Origin of the sequence: Brevibacillus sp. NPDC058079 (assembly GCF_042885155.1) — a bacterium.
GTDB lineage: Bacteria > Bacillota > Bacilli > Brevibacillales > Brevibacillaceae > Brevibacillus.
Genome location: NZ_JBHVSO010000021.1, coordinates 19,924 through 36,884 on the forward strand (window position 1 = coordinate 19,924; position 16,961 = coordinate 36,884).

General features: G+C 48.2%; 15 protein-coding genes and 1 other annotated feature. All 15 genes read left to right on the plus strand.

Going from position 1 to position 16,961, the window contains the following annotated elements; all coding sequences use genetic code 11:
• Positions 1-141 precede the first annotated feature (141 nt).
• Entirely contained in the window at positions 142-291 is a 150-nt protein-coding gene (rpmG, locus tag ACFVS2_RS32415; RefSeq protein WP_003392018.1) for a 50S ribosomal protein L33, read from the plus strand.
• The gene (gene secE / locus ACFVS2_RS32420; protein WP_007716212.1) at positions 291-539 is read left to right on the plus strand and encodes a preprotein translocase subunit SecE; all 249 of its coding nucleotides are present in this window, start codon (positions 291-293) and stop codon (positions 537-539) included. Before rpmG ends, secE begins: the two co-directional genes overlap by 1 nt.
• Positions 540-584: 45 nt before the next feature.
• Complete coding sequence (nusG, locus tag ACFVS2_RS32425; RefSeq protein WP_012683971.1) at positions 585-1,121, plus strand: transcription termination/antitermination protein NusG; 537 nt, start codon at positions 585-587, stop codon at positions 1,119-1,121.
• Positions 1,122-1,304: 183 nt separating this feature from the next.
• Positions 1,305-1,730: a 50S ribosomal protein L11 gene (gene rplK, locus ACFVS2_RS32430; protein WP_007716214.1), complete on the plus strand. Its 426-nt coding sequence runs from the start codon at positions 1,305-1,307 to the stop codon at positions 1,728-1,730.
• An 89-nt stretch (positions 1,731-1,819) separates the two neighbouring features.
• The gene (rplA, locus tag ACFVS2_RS32435) at positions 1,820-2,503 is read left to right on the plus strand and encodes a 50S ribosomal protein L1 (protein WP_173621066.1); all 684 of its coding nucleotides are present in this window, start codon (positions 1,820-1,822) and stop codon (positions 2,501-2,503) included.
• Positions 2,504-2,545: 42 nt separating this feature from the next.
• Positions 2,546-2,709 (plus strand) — a sequence feature (ribosomal protein L10 leader region).
• Positions 2,710-2,733: 24 nt separating this feature from the next.
• Entirely contained in the window at positions 2,734-3,249 is a 516-nt protein-coding gene (gene rplJ, locus ACFVS2_RS32440) for a 50S ribosomal protein L10 (RefSeq protein ID WP_390240632.1), read from the plus strand.
• Positions 3,250-3,304: 55 nt separating this feature from the next.
• Positions 3,305-3,667 (plus strand): 50S ribosomal protein L7/L12, encoded by a 363-nt coding sequence (gene rplL, locus ACFVS2_RS32445; RefSeq protein ID WP_007716218.1) that lies wholly within the window; start codon positions 3,305-3,307, stop codon positions 3,665-3,667.
• 99 nt (positions 3,668-3,766) lie between these two features.
• Positions 3,767-4,363, plus strand: coding sequence for a class I SAM-dependent methyltransferase (locus ACFVS2_RS32450; protein ID WP_173621067.1), 597 nt, complete (start codon positions 3,767-3,769; stop codon positions 4,361-4,363).
• A gap of 307 nt (positions 4,364-4,670) precedes the next feature.
• Positions 4,671-8,210 (plus strand): DNA-directed RNA polymerase subunit beta, encoded by a 3,540-nt coding sequence (rpoB, locus tag ACFVS2_RS32455; protein ID WP_173621068.1) that lies wholly within the window; start codon positions 4,671-4,673, stop codon positions 8,208-8,210.
• 29 nt (positions 8,211-8,239) lie between these two features.
• Positions 8,240-11,866 (plus strand): DNA-directed RNA polymerase subunit beta', encoded by a 3,627-nt coding sequence (gene rpoC / locus ACFVS2_RS32460; protein WP_007716221.1) that lies wholly within the window; start codon positions 8,240-8,242, stop codon positions 11,864-11,866.
• Positions 11,867-12,003: 137 nt separating this feature from the next.
• Positions 12,004-12,258: a 50S ribosomal protein L7ae-like protein gene (locus ACFVS2_RS32465; protein ID WP_087341519.1), complete on the plus strand. Its 255-nt coding sequence runs from the start codon at positions 12,004-12,006 to the stop codon at positions 12,256-12,258.
• A gap of 123 nt (positions 12,259-12,381) precedes the next feature.
• Positions 12,382-12,825, plus strand: a complete 444-nt coding sequence (gene rpsL, locus ACFVS2_RS32470; protein ID WP_005828873.1) for a 30S ribosomal protein S12 — start codon at positions 12,382-12,384, stop codon at positions 12,823-12,825.
• Positions 12,826-12,878: 53 nt separating this feature from the next.
• Complete coding sequence (gene rpsG / locus ACFVS2_RS32475) at positions 12,879-13,349, plus strand: 30S ribosomal protein S7 (protein WP_007716226.1); 471 nt, start codon at positions 12,879-12,881, stop codon at positions 13,347-13,349.
• A gap of 69 nt (positions 13,350-13,418) precedes the next feature.
• Positions 13,419-15,497 carry an elongation factor G gene (gene fusA / locus ACFVS2_RS32480; protein WP_390240636.1) on the plus strand — a complete coding sequence of 693 codons (2,079 nt, stop codon included), beginning with the start codon at positions 13,419-13,421 and terminating at the stop codon, positions 15,495-15,497.
• A gap of 120 nt (positions 15,498-15,617) precedes the next feature.
• Positions 15,618-16,808 (plus strand): elongation factor Tu, encoded by a 1,191-nt coding sequence (gene tuf / locus ACFVS2_RS32485; RefSeq protein ID WP_106841287.1) that lies wholly within the window; start codon positions 15,618-15,620, stop codon positions 16,806-16,808.
• The last annotated feature ends 153 nt before the right edge of the window (positions 16,809-16,961 follow it).

The window sequence follows — 16,961 nt, forward strand, 5'->3', positions numbered from 1 at the left end:
GCCATAGACTCTTATCTCTCTGTTCTATGGTTACTTAGGTGAATGAAATGGTCTGGAAAAAGTAGCGGTTTTCCCGTACTATTTATCATCGGGGTACTTTTAACTAATAGCAGGTTTGAAATGAGATGGAGGTGGCAATAAATGCGAGTAAACATCACGTTGGCGTGCACCGAGTGTGGCGAGCGTAACTATATCTCCACAAAGAACAAGCGCACCACTACTGAACGTGTTGAACTGAAAAAGTATTGCTCCCGTGACAAGAAGCAAACCCTTCATCGCGAGACGAAGTAATGGTTGATGCGACGAAGTCAGGGGGTGGCAAAGTGGGTTTTTTATCACGAATCGGAGCCAGTTTTCGCCGTACCGGTGGTTTTTTTAGTGACGTAATGTCCGAGCTAAAGAAAGTCCGTTGGCCTAACCGTAAAGAATTGACGACCTATACGCTCGTTGTTCTTGTTACGGTTATGCTCCTGGCAGTATTCTTCTTCGTCGTTGATTTGGGTATCTCGCGCTTGATCGATTTGATTCTAGGAACGTAATTATGCAAGTCTTAGGAGGGACGGACGGTTATCGTCCTGTTGGATATGGAAAAAGCATGGTATGTACTTCATACGTACTCAGGTTACGAAAACAAGGTGAAAACCAATCTGGAGAAGCGACTCGAGTCGATGGGCATGGAAGACAAGATCTTTCGCGTTCTTGTTCCCACTGAAGAAGAGGTGGAAACCAAGGATGGTAAGAAGCGCACCGTCACGAAAAAAGTGTTTCCTGGATACGTCCTTGTTGAAATGGTGATGACGGACGACTCTTGGTATGTCGTGCGCAACACCCCTGGGGTTACCGGCTTTGTCGGATCCACGGGTGCTGGCTCTAAACCGACAGCGCTGCGTCCTGAAGAGGCCGATACGATTCTCAAGCAAATGGGAATCGAAATTCCCAAGATCAGAGTCGATTTTGCTCTCCGCGATATGGTGCGCGTCACAGATGGTCCGTTTTCCAATCGCACCGGGGAGATTATCGAGATTTACCCGGACAGGCAGAAGGTTCGCGTGTTGGTGGACATCTTCGGTCGCGAAACACCGGTAGAGCTAGACTTTACACAAGTTCAACAATTGGATTAGGATTCAACTTGAAAAGTATCGCGCTATGTGGTACATTTCATTTTGTTTTAACAATCCCACAACACTAATTGGGGTTTCTTGCACTCTCACTATAGATCGAAAGTCTTTTACTAGACTTTCAAAAAACGGTGGGAGGGGGCATTCCCCCGTAATAACCACATGTGAAGTAAGGAGGTGTCTTACGTGGCTAAGAAGGTTATCCGCGTAATTAAATTACAAATTCCAGCAGGTAAAGCGAATCCTGCACCTCCAGTAGGTCCGGCTCTCGGTCAAGCTGGTGTAAACATCATGGGATTCTGTAAAGAATTCAATGCTCGCACTGAAAGCGAAGTAGGTATGATCATTCCGGTGGAAATCACCGTGTTTGAAGACCGTTCTTTCACTTTTATCACAAAAACTCCTCCAGCTGCAATTCTGTTGAAGAAAGCTGCTGGTATCGAGTCCGGTTCCGGCGTACCAAACAAAACAAAGGTTGCTACGCTGAAGCGTGATAAAGTTCGTGAAATCGCAGAACTGAAGCGTCCTGACCTGAATGCTGCATCCGTAGAAGCGGCTATGCGCATGGTAGAAGGTACAGCTCGTTCTATGGGTATCGTAATCGAAGACTAATTGTCTTGAGTGCAAGGGGGCACAGACGTTGTGCCCCCCTGTCTGTGGGAGGATCAACCGCTACGACCACATTGAAGGGAGATTTAATCATGGCGAAAAAAGGTAAGAAATATCAAGATGCTGTAAAGCTCGTTGATAAAAACAAAGTATACGAAGTAGCAGAAGGTATTGAGCTGGTTAAAAAAGCAGCTACTGCTAAGTTCGATGAAACTGTTGAAGCGGCTTTCCGTTTGGGTGTAGACCCTAAACGTGCTGACCAACAAATCCGTGGCGCTGTTGTATTGCCACATGGTACTGGTAAAGTACAACGTGTTCTCGTATTCGCTAAAGGCGAAAAAGCAAAAGATGCTGAAGCAGCTGGCGCAGACTTCGTAGGCGATGCAGACATGATCGCGAAAATTCAAGGTGGCTGGTTCGACTTTGACGTTATCGTAGCTACCCCTGACATGATGGGTGAAGTAGGTAAATTGGGTCGTGTACTCGGTCCAAAAGGCCTGATGCCAAACCCTAAGACCGGTACTGTTACTTTTGACGTAACAAAAGCGGTTAACGAAATCAAAGCAGGTAAAATTGAGTATCGTGTAGACAAAGCAGGTAACATCCACGCTCCTATCGGTAAAGCGTCCTTTGATGCTGACAAGCTGGCTGACAACCTGGCTGCTCTGACTGACGCACTGAACCGTGCGAAACCAGCTGCAGCAAAAGGTGTTTACATGAGAAATGTAACCCTGAGCTCCACTATGGGCCCTGGTGTTCGTGTATCTGTAAAATAATGACAGTTGACTTCCGATGTGGGAGTTGTTAAGATAGTTCCTGTTGATGAAAAGAATATGCCGTAGACAGAAGGCGCGGTGCTTGTGAGAGTAACGCTTAATTTCCCTCCGAGGCGTGTAATGTACGAATGAGGAAACGCTGTTTTCCTTTGACGATATAGCATTATGCCCTCGTGAGTCTGCGAGGGCATTCTTCATTTTCTAGGATTAGAGCACGGGAGGTGTAATCAATGGCAGAAATTCGTCCAACCGTTATTCGTGAAGAAAAGGTACAAGCGATCAACGAAATCGCAACTAAGCTTCGCGAAAGCCAAACTACAGTGGTAGCTGACTACCGCGGTTTGACAGTAGCACAAGTAACTGAGCTCCGTAAGCAATTGCGTGAAGCTGGTGTTGAGTTCCAAGTGTTGAAAAACTCTTTGACTCGTTTGGCTACTGAGAAGGAAAGCCTGACTGAACTGGATCAATATCTGACTGGGCCGAACGCTTTGGCGTTCTGCAAAGACGATATCATCGCTCCAGCGAAAGTTATCGCTGAATTCGCTAAGAAAAACGAAAAGCTGGAAATCAAGGGTGGCGTTATCGAAGGTAAAGTAGTTGATGCTGAGCAAATTAAAGCTCTGGCTTCCCTGCCGAACCGCGAAGGTCTCTTGTCCATGCTTCTTTCCGTCCTGCAAGCTCCAATGCGCAACGTTGCACTGGCAGTCAAAGCAGTGGCAGAACAAAAAGAAGGTCAAGGCGCTTAATCGTCTGACCGGTTAATGTTTTACAAATACTATTCCTTGAATGGAGGATTTACAAATGTCTAAAGACCAAATCTTGGAAGCCATTAAAGGCATGTCCGTTCTCGAACTGAACGATCTGGTAAAAGCAATTGAAGAAGAATTCGGCGTAACTGCTGCTGCTCCTGTAGCTGTAGTTGCTGGTGGCGGAGCAGAAGCTGCTGCTGAGCAAACTGAATTCACTGTTAACCTGGTAAGCGGCGGCGCTTCCAAAATCAACGTAATCAAAGTTGTTCGTGAGCTGACTGGCTTGGGTCTGAAAGAAGCAAAAGACCTGGTAGACAACGCTCCAAAAACACTCAAAGAGGGCGTTTCCAAAGACGAAGCAGAAGCTCTCAAAGCAAAACTCGAAGAAGCTGGCGCACAAGTAGAAGTAAAGTAAGTTAGCTTCCTTTAGGAAATCCCCTTGCCTGCGGCAGGGGGTTTTTCTGTAAGGTTTTGATGAATGCATGTTGAAACGATGAGGAAGGGTGAATCACACGTGGCAGACCACTACTACACCAATCGACCGGGTGCTGCACATGACGAACAGCAATTTACGTTTATGCTCCGTGGCAATGAGCTTCGTTTCATTACGGATGCAGGCGTTTTTTCCCGAGAGCGGATTGACTTTGGAAGTGTATTGCTCATCGAGAACATGGAAATCGACAGTCATGCGCGTGTGCTCGATGTGGGCTGTGGGTATGGTCCGATGGGCTTGACGGCTGCCAGACTTGCTGAACATGGTCGGGTAACGATGATCGATGTGAACGAGCGTGCGGTGAACCTGGCTCGTCGTAATGCAGAAGCAAATGGAATAAAAAATGTCGAGGTTCGAGTGAGTGATGTTTATAGCGGCGTGCAAAGTGAGCAGTTTGACGTCATTCTGACCAACCCGCCGATTCGCGCGGGCAAGGAAATCGTTCATCGCATTTTCGTGGAAGGTTACGATCTGTTGGTTGATGGTGGAGAAATGTGGGTTGTCATTCAAAAGAAACAAGGCGCCCCATCTGCATTGAAGAAACTACAGGAAATGTACCGTGAAGTGATAGAAGTAGATCGGGAAAAGGGCTACCACATATTCCGTGCAATCAAATAAGCAAGAAGAAATCATTAGAAAAGTTTTCTTGACGTGAATAATTGAATGTGGTAGCATTATAAAATGTCAATATGGGATAAATGTCTATTTTTCAGCAATTCCCTGTCTGTCAAGCGTTTCTACTTTTTTCCTTAGATAGGAATGTTTGCGTGAAAACATGGGAATTCTTTTAAAATAGAGTTTCTCTGGGTTAAAAATGGTTGAAACTACTTTAACCCATTTTTATTTTTAGGCATTCGTCTGCGATTTTAAAGTTGCCGAATGCCGAGTTTCTATGTGTGAAAACACAACCTGAGGGGTGAATAAGTTGGCAGGTAAAGTGATTCAAAGTGGCCGACACCGCCAGCGTCGTACGTATTCACGTATTAACGAAGTGCTGGGCCTTCCAAATCTCATCGAGATTCAACAAAAGTCCTACCAGTGGTTCCTTGATGAGGGGCTCCGTGAGATGTTCCAAGACATTTCGCCAATCCAGGACTTCACAGGTAATCTCGTGCTGGAGTTTATCGACTACAGCTTGGGAGAGCCGAAGTACGATGTTGACGAGTCGAAAGAACGTGACGTCACCTATGCGGCGCCTCTGCGTGTGAAGGTACGTTTGTTGAACAAAGAGACGGGAGAAGTGAAGGAACAAGAAGTCTTCATGGGGGATTTCCCGCTCATGACCGAAACGGGAACCTTCATTATTAATGGTGCTGAGCGCGTTATTGTCAGCCAGCTTGTTCGTTCCCCCAGTGTATATTACAACACCAAAGTGGACAAAAACGGCAAGCAGACGTTTACAGCTACAGTAATCCCGAACCGGGGTGCTTGGCTGGAGCTGGAGACCGATGCGAAAGACGTAATTTATGTCCGCATCGACCGTACGCGAAAAATCCCGGTAACGGTTCTTTTGCGTGCGTTGGGCTTTGGTTCTGACATTGAGATTCTCAACTTGCTGGGTGAAGATGAATACATCAAGAACACGCTGGAAAAAGACAATACCGATTCTACGGAAAAAGCGCTCATCGAAATCTACGAGCGTCTTCGTCCGGGCGAGCCGCCAACAGTTGAAAATGCGAAGAGCCTCTTGATCTCTCGTTTCTTCGACCCTAAGCGCTATGACCTGGCTTCTGTTGGTCGTTACAAAATGAACAAGAAGCTTCATCTGAAAAACCGTCTGTACAACCAACGTTTGGCTGAAACATTGATCGATACCACTACAGGTGAAATTTTCGCCGAAGCCGGTCAAATGATTGACCGTCGTGTATTGGAGCGCATTGTGCCAGCTCTGGAAGGCAGCATCGGATTTATTGACGTTCGCACGCATGGCGGCGTTCTGGAAGATGAAGCAATCCATCTACAATCTATCAATATTTTCTCTCCGATTGAAGATGGCAAGATCATCAAAGTAATCGGAAACGGAAATGTAGATAAGTCCTTCAAGCATATTACGCCGGCGGACATCGTCTCGGCGATCAACTATTTCATGAACCTCCTGCACAGTGTAGGTTCCACAGACGATATCGACCACTTGGGTAACCGTCGTCTGCGTTCCGTGGGTGAGCTCTTGCAGAACCAGTTCCGTATCGGTTTGTCCCGTATGGAGCGTGTGGTTCGTGAGCGTATGTCCATCCAAGATCAAAATCAAATTACACCGCAGGCTCTCATTAACATCCGTCCAGTGATTGCATCACTGAAGGAGTTCTTTGGTAGCTCGCAGTTGTCTCAGTTTATGGACCAAACAAACCCATTGGCTGAGCTGACGCACAAACGCCGTCTGTCCGCACTCGGACCTGGTGGTTTGACGCGTGAGCGCGCGGGCTTCGAAGTGCGCGACGTTCACCATTCCCACTACGGTCGTATGTGTCCAATTGAGACGCCAGAGGGACCAAACATTGGTTTGATCAACTCTTTGTCGTCCTTTGCACGCATTAACGATTACGGATTCATTGAAACACCTCGTCGTAAAGTAGATCCAGAAACAGGCTTCGTGTTGACTGATATCAGCTACTTGACTGCTGATGAGGAAGACGTGTTCAACGTGGCACAGGCGAATCAGCCACTGGATCAAGATGGCCGTTTCGTAAACGACATGGTTATCTGCCGTCGTAAAGGTGAGATCTTGAGCGTACCGCGCGACAAGGTTGACTTCATGGACGTATCGCCGAAGCAGGTTGTATCTGTTGCGACAGCGCTGATTCCGTTCCTCGAGAACGATGACGCCAACCGCGCACTGATGGGTTCAAACATGCAGCGGCAGGCCGTTCCGCTTTTGATTCCACAAGCACCGTTTGTCGGTACTGGTATGGAACATAAAGCAGCTCAAGACTCCGGAGTGGCGATCGTAGCCAAAAATCCGGGTCAAGTAGAGCGCGTAACGGCTCGCGAAATCTGGATTCGTCGTTACCAAGAAATCGACGGCAGAAAAGTTGCCGGCGATCTCGATAAGTACAAAATGCACAAGTTTATTCGTTCCAACCAAGGTACCTGCATCAACCAGCGTCCAATCGTAAGCACTGGAGACTGGATTGAAAAAGGCGATATCGTTGGGGACGGCCCATCCACTGAAAAAGGTGAATTGGCTCTCGGTCGTAACGTAATCGTAGCGTTTATGACGTGGGAAGGATACAACTACGAAGACGCGATTCTTCTGAGTGAAAAACTTGTTAAAGATGACGTGTATACGTCTATCCATATTGAAGAATATGAGTCCGAAGCTCGCGACACCAAGCTGGGTCCAGAGGAAATCACTCGCGATATTCCAAACGTCGGGGAAGATGCTCTGAAAAACCTGGACGAACGCGGTATCATCCGTGTTGGTGCGGAGATTCAGGACGGCGACATTCTCGTTGGTAAGGTTACTCCAAAAGGGGTTACTGAGCTGACAGCAGAAGAACGCCTCCTGCATGCCATCTTCGGTGAAAAAGCTCGTGAAGTTCGTGATACATCCCTGCGCGTACCGCATGGCGGTTCCGGTATCATCGTAGACGTAAAAGTATTTACGCGTGAGAATGGCGACGAATTGCCACCAGGCGTAAACCAACTCGTTCGCGTTTACATCGCCCAAAAACGGAAAATCTCCGTGGGTGACAAAATGGCCGGTCGACATGGTAACAAAGGGGTTATTGCCCGCATCATGGCGGAAGAAGACATGCCGTTCCTGCCAGATGGCTCTCCAGTAGAGATCGTACTCAACCCGTTGGGCGTACCTTCGCGTATGAACATTGGGCAGGTATTGGAGACTCACTTGGGTATGGCAGCGAAGCTTCTGGGTATCCACGTAGCAACGCCAGTATTTGACGGTGCACGTCAGGCAGAAGTATTCGAAACGTTGGAAGAAGCAGGCCTGGATCGTGACGGAAAAACGATCTTGTTTGATGGTCGTACAGGTGAACCGTTTGATCGCCGTGTAACAGTTGGTTGTGTATACATGCTGAAACTGGCTCACTTGGTTGATGACAAAATCCATGCTCGTTCTACTGGTCCTTACTCTCTTGTTACGCAACAGCCATTGGGCGGTAAAGCTCAATTTGGTGGACAGCGTTTCGGGGAGATGGAGGTTTGGGCACTGGAAGCATACGGTGCTGCCTACACTTTGCAAGAAATTCTCACTGTCAAGTCGGATGACGTCGTGGGCCGCGTGAAAACGTACGAAGCGATCGTTAAGGGTGAAAACGTTCCAGAACCAGGTGTTCCTGAGTCCTTCAAAGTATTGATTAAGGAACTCCAGAGCTTGGGTATGGACGTGAAGATTCTGTCCGGTGATGAGAAGGAGATTGAAATGCGTGAAATGGAAGACGAGGATGAAGGCAACGGTGAAAAACTGAACCTCGTACTCGAAGGCGGAAGCTTGAACGAAGAGTAAGATTCCGGTACCAAGGGAGGTAACGCCCTGTGATTGACGTGAACAACTTCGAATATATGAAGATCGGCTTGGCTTCCCCCGATAAGATCCGTTCGTGGTCTTTCGGGGAAGTGAAGAAGCCAGAGACGATCAACTACCGCACATTGAAACCGGAAAAAGACGGCTTGTTCTGCGAACGCATCTTTGGACCAACCAAGGACTGGGAGTGTCATTGCGGTAAGTACAAGCGCGTTCGTTATAAAGGTGTAGTGTGCGACCGTTGTGGCGTGGAAGTGACCCGCGCCAAAGTACGGCGTGAGCGTATGGGGCACATTGAACTGGCTGCCCCAGTTTCTCACATCTGGTACTTCAAAGGGATTCCTAGCCGCATGGGCTTGGTACTCGACATGTCCCCTCGTTCCCTGGAGGAAGTAATCTACTTTGCTTCTTACGTAGTAACTGATCCAGGTGACACTCCTCTCGATAAAAAGCAATTGCTCTCCGAAAAAGAGTATCGCAACTATCGTGAGAAATACGGCCACTCCTTCCAAGCGATGATGGGAGCAGAAGCGATCAAACGCCTGCTTGCAGAAATCGATCTGGATAAAGACGTGGAAACGTTAAAAGAAGATTTGAAAACGGCACAAGGCCAGCGTCGCAACCGTGCGATCAAGCGTCTGGAAGTACTCGAGGCATTCCGCAACTCCGGTAACCATCCGGATTGGATGGTTCTCGACGTACTGCCGGTTATCCCGCCAGAGCTTCGTCCAATGGTTCAGTTGGATGGTGGACGTTTTGCCACTTCCGACCTGAATGACCTGTACCGCCGTGTAATTAACCGGAATAACCGTTTGAAGCGCCTGCTCGAACTGGGTGCTCCTGACATTATCGTACAAAACGAGAAACGCATGCTGCAGGAAGCAGTAGACGCGCTCATCGACAACGGTCGTCGTGGACGTCCGGTAACAGGACCAGGTAACCGTCCTTTGAAATCTCTCAGCCACATGCTGAAAGGTAAACAAGGTCGTTTCCGTCAAAACCTGCTCGGTAAGCGTGTTGACTACTCCGGACGTTCCGTTATCGTTGTAGGACCTAACCTGAAGATGTATCAGTGCGGTTTGCCTAAAGAAATGGCACTGGAACTCTTCAAACCGTTCGTGATGAAAGAGCTGGTTTCCAAAGGCCTCGCTCACAACATCAAGAGCGCAAAGCGCAAGGTTGAGCGCGTTCAGCCAGAGGTATGGGACGTTCTCGAGGACGTTATTCGTGAGCACCCGGTACTGTTGAACCGTGCCCCCACCTTGCACCGTCTGGGTATCCAGGCATTCGAACCAGTTCTGGTTGAAGGCCGTGCGATCCGTCTGCATCCACTCGTTTGTACAGCGTACAACGCGGACTTTGACGGTGACCAAATGGCGGTTCACGTTCCGTTGTCTGCTGAAGCACAGGCGGAAGCTCGTATCCTCATGCTGGCAGCGCAGAACATCTTGAACCCGAAAGACGGTAAACCGGTAGTAACACCATCCCAGGATATGGTGCTTGGTTCCTACTACCTGACACTGGAACGCGAAGGTGACAAAGGCGAGGGTACGATTTATCGCGATCCTCACGATGCGATTGCCGCTTATCAGCAAGGCTTTATCAGCCTGCATACGCGCATCGCTCTGCCAGCGAAACGCCTGAACAAAATCAGCTTTACTGAGCGCCAAGAGAACGCACTGATCGTAACGACAGTTGGGAAAGTGATCTTCAACGAAATCTTCCCTGCAGATATGCCGTTTATCAATGCACCGACTAGAGCTAACCTGCAAACGATGGTTCCAGATGAGTGCTTTGTCTTTGATAAAGGTACGAATGTTTCTGAGTTCATTAAGAACCTCCCGGATCCAGGTGCTGTAAAAAAAGGCTTCCTAGGAACCATTATTTCCGAGTGCTTCCGTCGCTTTGGTACGATGAAAACGTCCATGATCCTCGACAAGATCAAGGAACTGGGCTTCACGTACTCGACGAAAGCAGGTATCACGATTGCCGTAGCGGACATCGCAGTACCAGGAAAGAAAAAAGACATCCTTGATGCTGCAGATGAGAAAGTTGCAACTGTCATGACGCAATTCCGTCGCGGTTTAATTACCGAAGACGAGCGTTATGACCGTGTAATCTCCATCTGGTCCAAAGCGAAGGATGAAGTAACAGAAGTTTTGATGAAGGCGATGGATAAGTTCAATGCGATCTACATGATGGCGAACTCCGGTGCCCGCGGTAACGTATCCCAGATCACTCAGCTGGCAGGTATGCGCGGTCTGATGGCCAACCCATCTGGTCGAATCATTGAGTTGCCGATTAAATCCAACTTCCGTGAAGGTCTGACGGTATTGGAGTACTTTATCTCCACGCACGGTGCGCGTAAAGGTCTCGCCGATACGGCCTTGCGTACAGCGGACTCGGGTTACCTGACTCGTCGTCTGGTGGACGTAGCTCAAGACGTGATTGTACGCGAAACCGATTGTGGAACAGATAAAGGTATCCGTGTAACAGCGATCAAGGATGGTAAAGAAGAGATCGAGAAGCTGTCTGACCGTCTGACAGGACGTACTTGCTTCGAGACTTTGCGCCACCCTGAGACGAAAGAAATCATCGTGCACCGCAATGAGGAGATCTCTGAAGAGGTTGCCGAGTATATCGAAAAAGAAGGTATTACTTCCGTCTATATCCGTAACGTACTTGCTTGCCGCACCAGCCATGGTGTCTGCAAACTGTGCTACGGACGCAACCTGGCGACAGGTGCCGAGGTGGAAGTGGGAGAAGCGGTTGGTATTATCGCTGCTCAGTCCATTGGTGAGCCGGGTACCCAGCTGACCATGCGTACCTTCCATACCGGTGGGGTTGCGGGAGACGATATTACCCAAGGTTTGCCGCGTATTCAGGAGTTGTTCGAAGCGCGTAATCCTAAAGGGCAAGCAGTCATCTCCGAGATCGATGGTGAAGTCGTCGACATTCGCGAAGGGAAAGATCGTCGCGAAATCGAAGTGCGTGGAGAAGCGGAAAACAAAGTGTATGCAGCACCGTATGGCTCTCGCATCAAAGTTTCTGTTGGTGTGAAGCTGAATGCTGGTGATGAGCTCACGGAAGGTTCCGTAGACCCGAAAGAAATGCTCAAAGTTCGAGGCATGCGCGGCGTTTCCAACTACATCTTGCAAGAGGTACAAAAAGTTTACCGTATGCAAGGGGTAGAAATTAACGACAAGCACGTTGAGGTTATGATTCGTCAGATGCTGCGCAAACTGCGCGTTATCGACAGCGGAGATACAGACCTCTTGCCAGGCTCCTATGTTGAGGTACCAGAATTTGAAGTAGCGAACACAAAAGCCCTCATGGAAGGCAGAAGTCCAGCAGTAGGTCGTCCGGTTCTTCTCGGGATTACAAAAGCATCTCTTGAGACGGATTCCTTCTTGTCGGCAGCTTCTTTCCAAGAAACTACCCGCGTTCTCACCGACGCAGCGATCAAAGGAAAAGTGGATCGCTTGCTAGGTTTGAAAGAGAACGTTATTATCGGGAAGTTGGTTCCAGCAGGTACCGGTATGTCTCGTTACCGCAATGTAAAAGTTGCTAGTCAAGTAGATTACGAAGCAGAGTTGGAAGCAGCAAAAGCCGAGCAAGAAGCGGTTTCTGTAGAGTAATTACGGGAAAAGCGCCCATCACCGATTGGTGGGCGCTTTCCTAAATAAAAATTTGAGATGGGCGTTGACAACAACTAGCCCACCTGATATTATATTCAAGTGTGCCTGACATCTGTACTTTGGAGGATATGAGAATCATGTCTTATGAAAAAGTCGAGCGGGCCAAGGACTTGACTATCGGCATTAAGCAGACGATCAAGGCTGTTGAAAACCAACAGGTAGAAGCGGTGTATATCGCTGTTGATGCAGATAAGCGTTTGACCCAAAAAGTCGAGCTCCTTTGCAAAGAGAAGGGTGTTCCAGTCATTCATGTAGATTCCATGCATCGCTTAGGCAAAGCGTGCGGAATTGAAGTGGGAGCGGCTACTGCTGCGATTAAAAAAAGTGGTTAACGATGTTTTTGTCTGCGGCTTACACGTTGCGTAATGCTGGACAAGGACTTTCTATTTGACCTAAAAATGACTCACCTGGATCTGTGGTCTTGAAGATTGGGTATTAAGAAGGGAGGTAACATCATGCCTACAATTAACCAATTGGTGCGTAAAGGTCGCGAGGATAAGGTTGTGAAGTCGAAGTCCCCAGCTCTTCAAAAGGGGTACAACAGCTTCAAGAAAAGCCAAACTAACCAAAGCTCTCCTCAAAAACGTGGTGTTTGCACTCGTGTAGGTACCATGACTCCGAAAAAACCGAACTCCGCGTTGCGTAAATACGCTCGTGTGCGTTTGACTAACGGAATCGAGGTAACAGCTTACATCGGTGGTATTGGCCACAACCTGCAAGAGCATAGCGTCGTGCTGGTGCGCGGCGGTCGTGTAAAAGACTTGCCAGGGGTACGCTACCATATCGTTCGTGGTGCACTTGACACTGCTGGTGTGAACAACCGTAAACAAGGTCGTTCCAAGTACGGTACTAAGCGTCCGAAGCCAGGTCAAGCAGCAGCTGCAGCGAAAAAGAAATAAGAAAACGCCTGTGAAGTGGCGTGATTTTATAACGAAAAGAAGGAGGGAATACGATGCCTCGTAAAGGTCCTGTAACCCGTCGTGACGTGCTGCCTGATCCTATTCACAACAGCAAGTTGGTTACTCGCTTGATTAACCGCCTGATGTTGGATGGTAAGCGTGGTGTAGCTCAGAACATTCTCTACAACGCATTTGACATCATCCAGGAGCGCACAGGTCGCAACCCGATGGAAGTGTTTGAAGAAGCACTGAAAAACGTAATGCCAGTATTGGAAGTTAAAGCTCGCCGTGTAGGTGGTGCTAACTACCAAGTACCAATCGAAGTAAAACCGGAGCGCCGTACCACTCTTGGCCTGCGTTGGATGGTTAACTACTCCCGTAACCGTGGAGAGAAAACCATGGAACAACGTCTTGCTAACGAGATCATGGACGCTGCTAACAACACCGGTGCAGCAGTTAAAAAGCGTGAAGACACGCACAAGATGGCTGAAGCGAACAAAGCGTTTGCTCACTATCGCTGGTAGGAATTGAATCGGGTGTCCGTATTGGATACCCGTTTATTCTCAAACTCGAGTATGGAAGGAGCATACCTAATGGCTCGCGAGTTCTCTTTGCCGAATACGCGTAATATCGGTATCATGGCTCACATCGATGCTGGTAAGACGACGACTACTGAGCGTATTCTGTTCTACACTGGTCGCGTTCATAAAATTGGTGAGGTGCACGAAGGTGCAGCAACCATGGACTGGATGGAACAAGAGCAAGAGCGTGGTATCACGATCACTTCGGCTGCTACTACTGCTCAATGGAATGGCCATCGAATCAACATTATCGATACGCCAGGCCACGTAGACTTCACTGTAGAAGTTGAGCGCTCCCTGCGCGTTCTTGACGGTGCTGTAACCGTTTTTGACGCAAAAGGTGGCGTTGAGCCGCAAACCGAAACCGTATGGCGCCAAGCTGACCGCTATGGCGTACCACGCATGTGCTACATCAACAAAATGGATATCATGGGTGCTAACTTTGATATGTGCTTGGGTCAGATCAAATCTCGCCTGGGTGCAAATCCAGTAGCTATCCAATATCCAATCGGTGCAGAAGATCAATTCAAAGGTATGGTTGACCTGATCGAAATGAAGGCAATCGTATATACCGATGATTTGGGTAAAACTTCTGACTCCGCTGAAATCCCTGCTGACCTGCTCGCTCGTTGCGAAGAACTTCGCATGGCGATGGTAGAGGCAGCTGCAGAACAAGACGAAGAGCTCATGATGAAGTACTTGGAAGGCGAAGAGCTGACCAACGACGAAATCCGTGCTGCTCTGCGTAAGGGTACTATCGAGTGCAAACTGACGCCGGTAATGTGCGGTTCTTCTTACAAGAACAAAGGTGTTCAGCCTATGCTGGACAACGTAGTTACTTACCTGCCGTCTCCGGTAGATATCCCTGCAATCAAAGGTACATTGCCAGATACTGAAGAAGAAGTTGATCGTGCTGCTGACGACAACGGTCCGTTCTCTGCTCTTGCGTTCAAGATCATGACTGACCCGTATGTAGGCCGCCTGACTTTCTTCCGCGTATACTCCGGTGTACTGAGTTCCGGTTCTTATGTTCTCAACTCTACCAAAGGTAAACGTGAGCGCGTAGGCCGTATCCTGCAAATGCACGCAAACCACCGTGAAGAGATCCAAACGGTTTACTCCGGTGACATTGCTGCAGCTGTAGGTTTGAAAGATACAACAACTGGTGATACTCTGTGTGATGAAAAGGCTCCTGTAATCCTCGAGTCTATGGACTTCCCAGAGCCAGTTATCTCTGTTGCGATCGAACCAAAATCCAAAGCAGACCAAGACAAGATGGGTATCGGCCTGTCCAAGCTGGCTGAAGAGGATCCAACGTTCAGAACTCGCACAGATGAAGAGACTGGTCAAACAATCATCTCCGGTATGGGTGAGCTTCACCTGGAGATCATCGTAGACCGTCTGAGACGCGAATTTAAAGTCGAGTCGAACGTAGGTGCTCCACAAGTTGCTTACCGTGAAACATTCCGTAACGCAGCAAAAGTGGAAGGTAAATTCGTTCGTCAGTCCGGTGGTCGTGGTCAATACGGTCACGTTTGGGTGGAATTCTCTCCACTCGAAGCTGGTCAAGGCTTCCAATTCGAAAACAAAATCGTTGGTGGTGTAGTACCACGCGAATACATCCCTGCTGTTCAAGCGGGTATCGAAGAGTCCATGAAAAATGGTGTTATCGCTGGCTTCCCGCTGGTTGATATCAAAGCAACTGTCGTAGACGGTAGCTACCATGATGTTGACTCCAACGAGATGGCATTTAAAGTAGCAGGTTCTCTCGCTCTGAAAGAAGCTGCGAAAAAATGTGGCGCTGTACTGCTCGAGCCAATCATGAAAGTAGAAGTTACAATGCCAGAAGAGTACATGGGCGACGTTATGGGCGACCTGAACTCCCGCCGCGGTCGTATCGAAGGTATGGAAGCTCGTGCAAATGCACAAGTAATCCGTGCAATGGTACCACTGTCCGAGATGTTTGGTTACTCCACAATTCTTCGTTCCCGTACCCAAGGCCGTGGCGTTTACTCCATGGTGATCGACCACTACGAAGAAGTACCTAAATTTATCGCTGAAGAGATCATCAAGAAATCTAAAGGCGAATAATTACAGGTTACAGCTTTATCTTGCAATCAGAAAGGTTTACAATATTGAAGGGACAACCATTCGTAAGGTAAACCTTTCTTCAAACCATAAAACCCTTATCTATAAGGAGGCTTTTCTCTCATGGCAAAAGCGAAATTTGAACGTAATAAACCACACGTTAACATTGGTACTATCGGTCACGTTGACCATGGTAAAACTACCCTGACTGCTGCTATTACAACTGTATTGGCACAGAGCGGTAAAGCACAAGCAATGAACTATGCTGCGATTGACGCTGCTCCAGAAGAAAAAGAGCGCGGTATCACAATCAACACAGCACACGTTGAGTACGAAACTGACAACCGTCACTATGCTCACGTTGACTGCCCTGGTCACGCTGACTACGTGAAAAACATGATTACTGGTGCTGCTCAAATGGACGGCGCAATCCTGGTTGTATCCGCAGCTGATGGCCCTATGCCACAAACTCGCGAGCACATCCTGCTCTCTAAGCAAGTAGGCGTACCTTACATCGTAGTATTCATGAACAAATGCGACATGGTAGACGATGAAGAGTTGTTGGAACTGGTTGAAATGGAAATCCGTGACCTGTTGTCTCAATATGAGTTCCCAGGTGACGACACTCCAGTAATCAAAGGTTCTGCTAAAGAAGCTTTGGATAACCCAACTGGTGACTGGGCTAAGAAAATTGTTGAGCTGATGGAAGCTGTAGATTCCTACATCCCAACTCCTGAGCGCGCAACTGACAAGCCGTTCCTGATGCCTGTAGAGGACGTGTTCACGATCACTGGTCGTGGTACTGTTGCTACTGGTCGCGTAGAGCGCGGTGTAGTAAAAGTTGGTGACCAAGTTGAGATCATCGGTTTGGCTGAAGAAACAAAAACAACTACTGTAACTGGCGTTGAGATGTTCCGCAAATTGCTGGATTCCGCTCAAGCTGGTGACAACATCGGTGCTCTTCTGCGCGGTGTAGACCGTAATGACATCGAGCGTGGACAATGCTTGGCGAAGCCAGCTTCCGTTAAGCCTTACACTAAGTTCAAAGCAGAAGTTTACGTTCTGTCCAAAGAAGAAGGCGGACGTCACACTCCTTTCTTTGCTAACTACCGTCCACAGTTCTACTTCCGTACAACTGACGTAACAGGTATCATCCAACTGCCAGAAGGCGTTGAAATGATCATGCCTGGCGACAACACTGAGTTCACTGTTGAACTGATCGCTCCAGTAGCGATGGAACAAGGTACTCGCTTCGCGATCCGCGAAGGTGGCCGTACAGTAGGCGCTGGTGTTGTAGCTTCTATCGACGCTTAGGATTTACTGATACGCAAAAACCCGACAACTTTGGTTGTCGGGTTTTTTTATGCGCTTTTATCGAATTTTTAAATAACTCCCATCAAAATCATTCAATAAGCTGCTCGGAGTAATATGCTACAATACCATCAGGATTGGATGGGGGATACTATA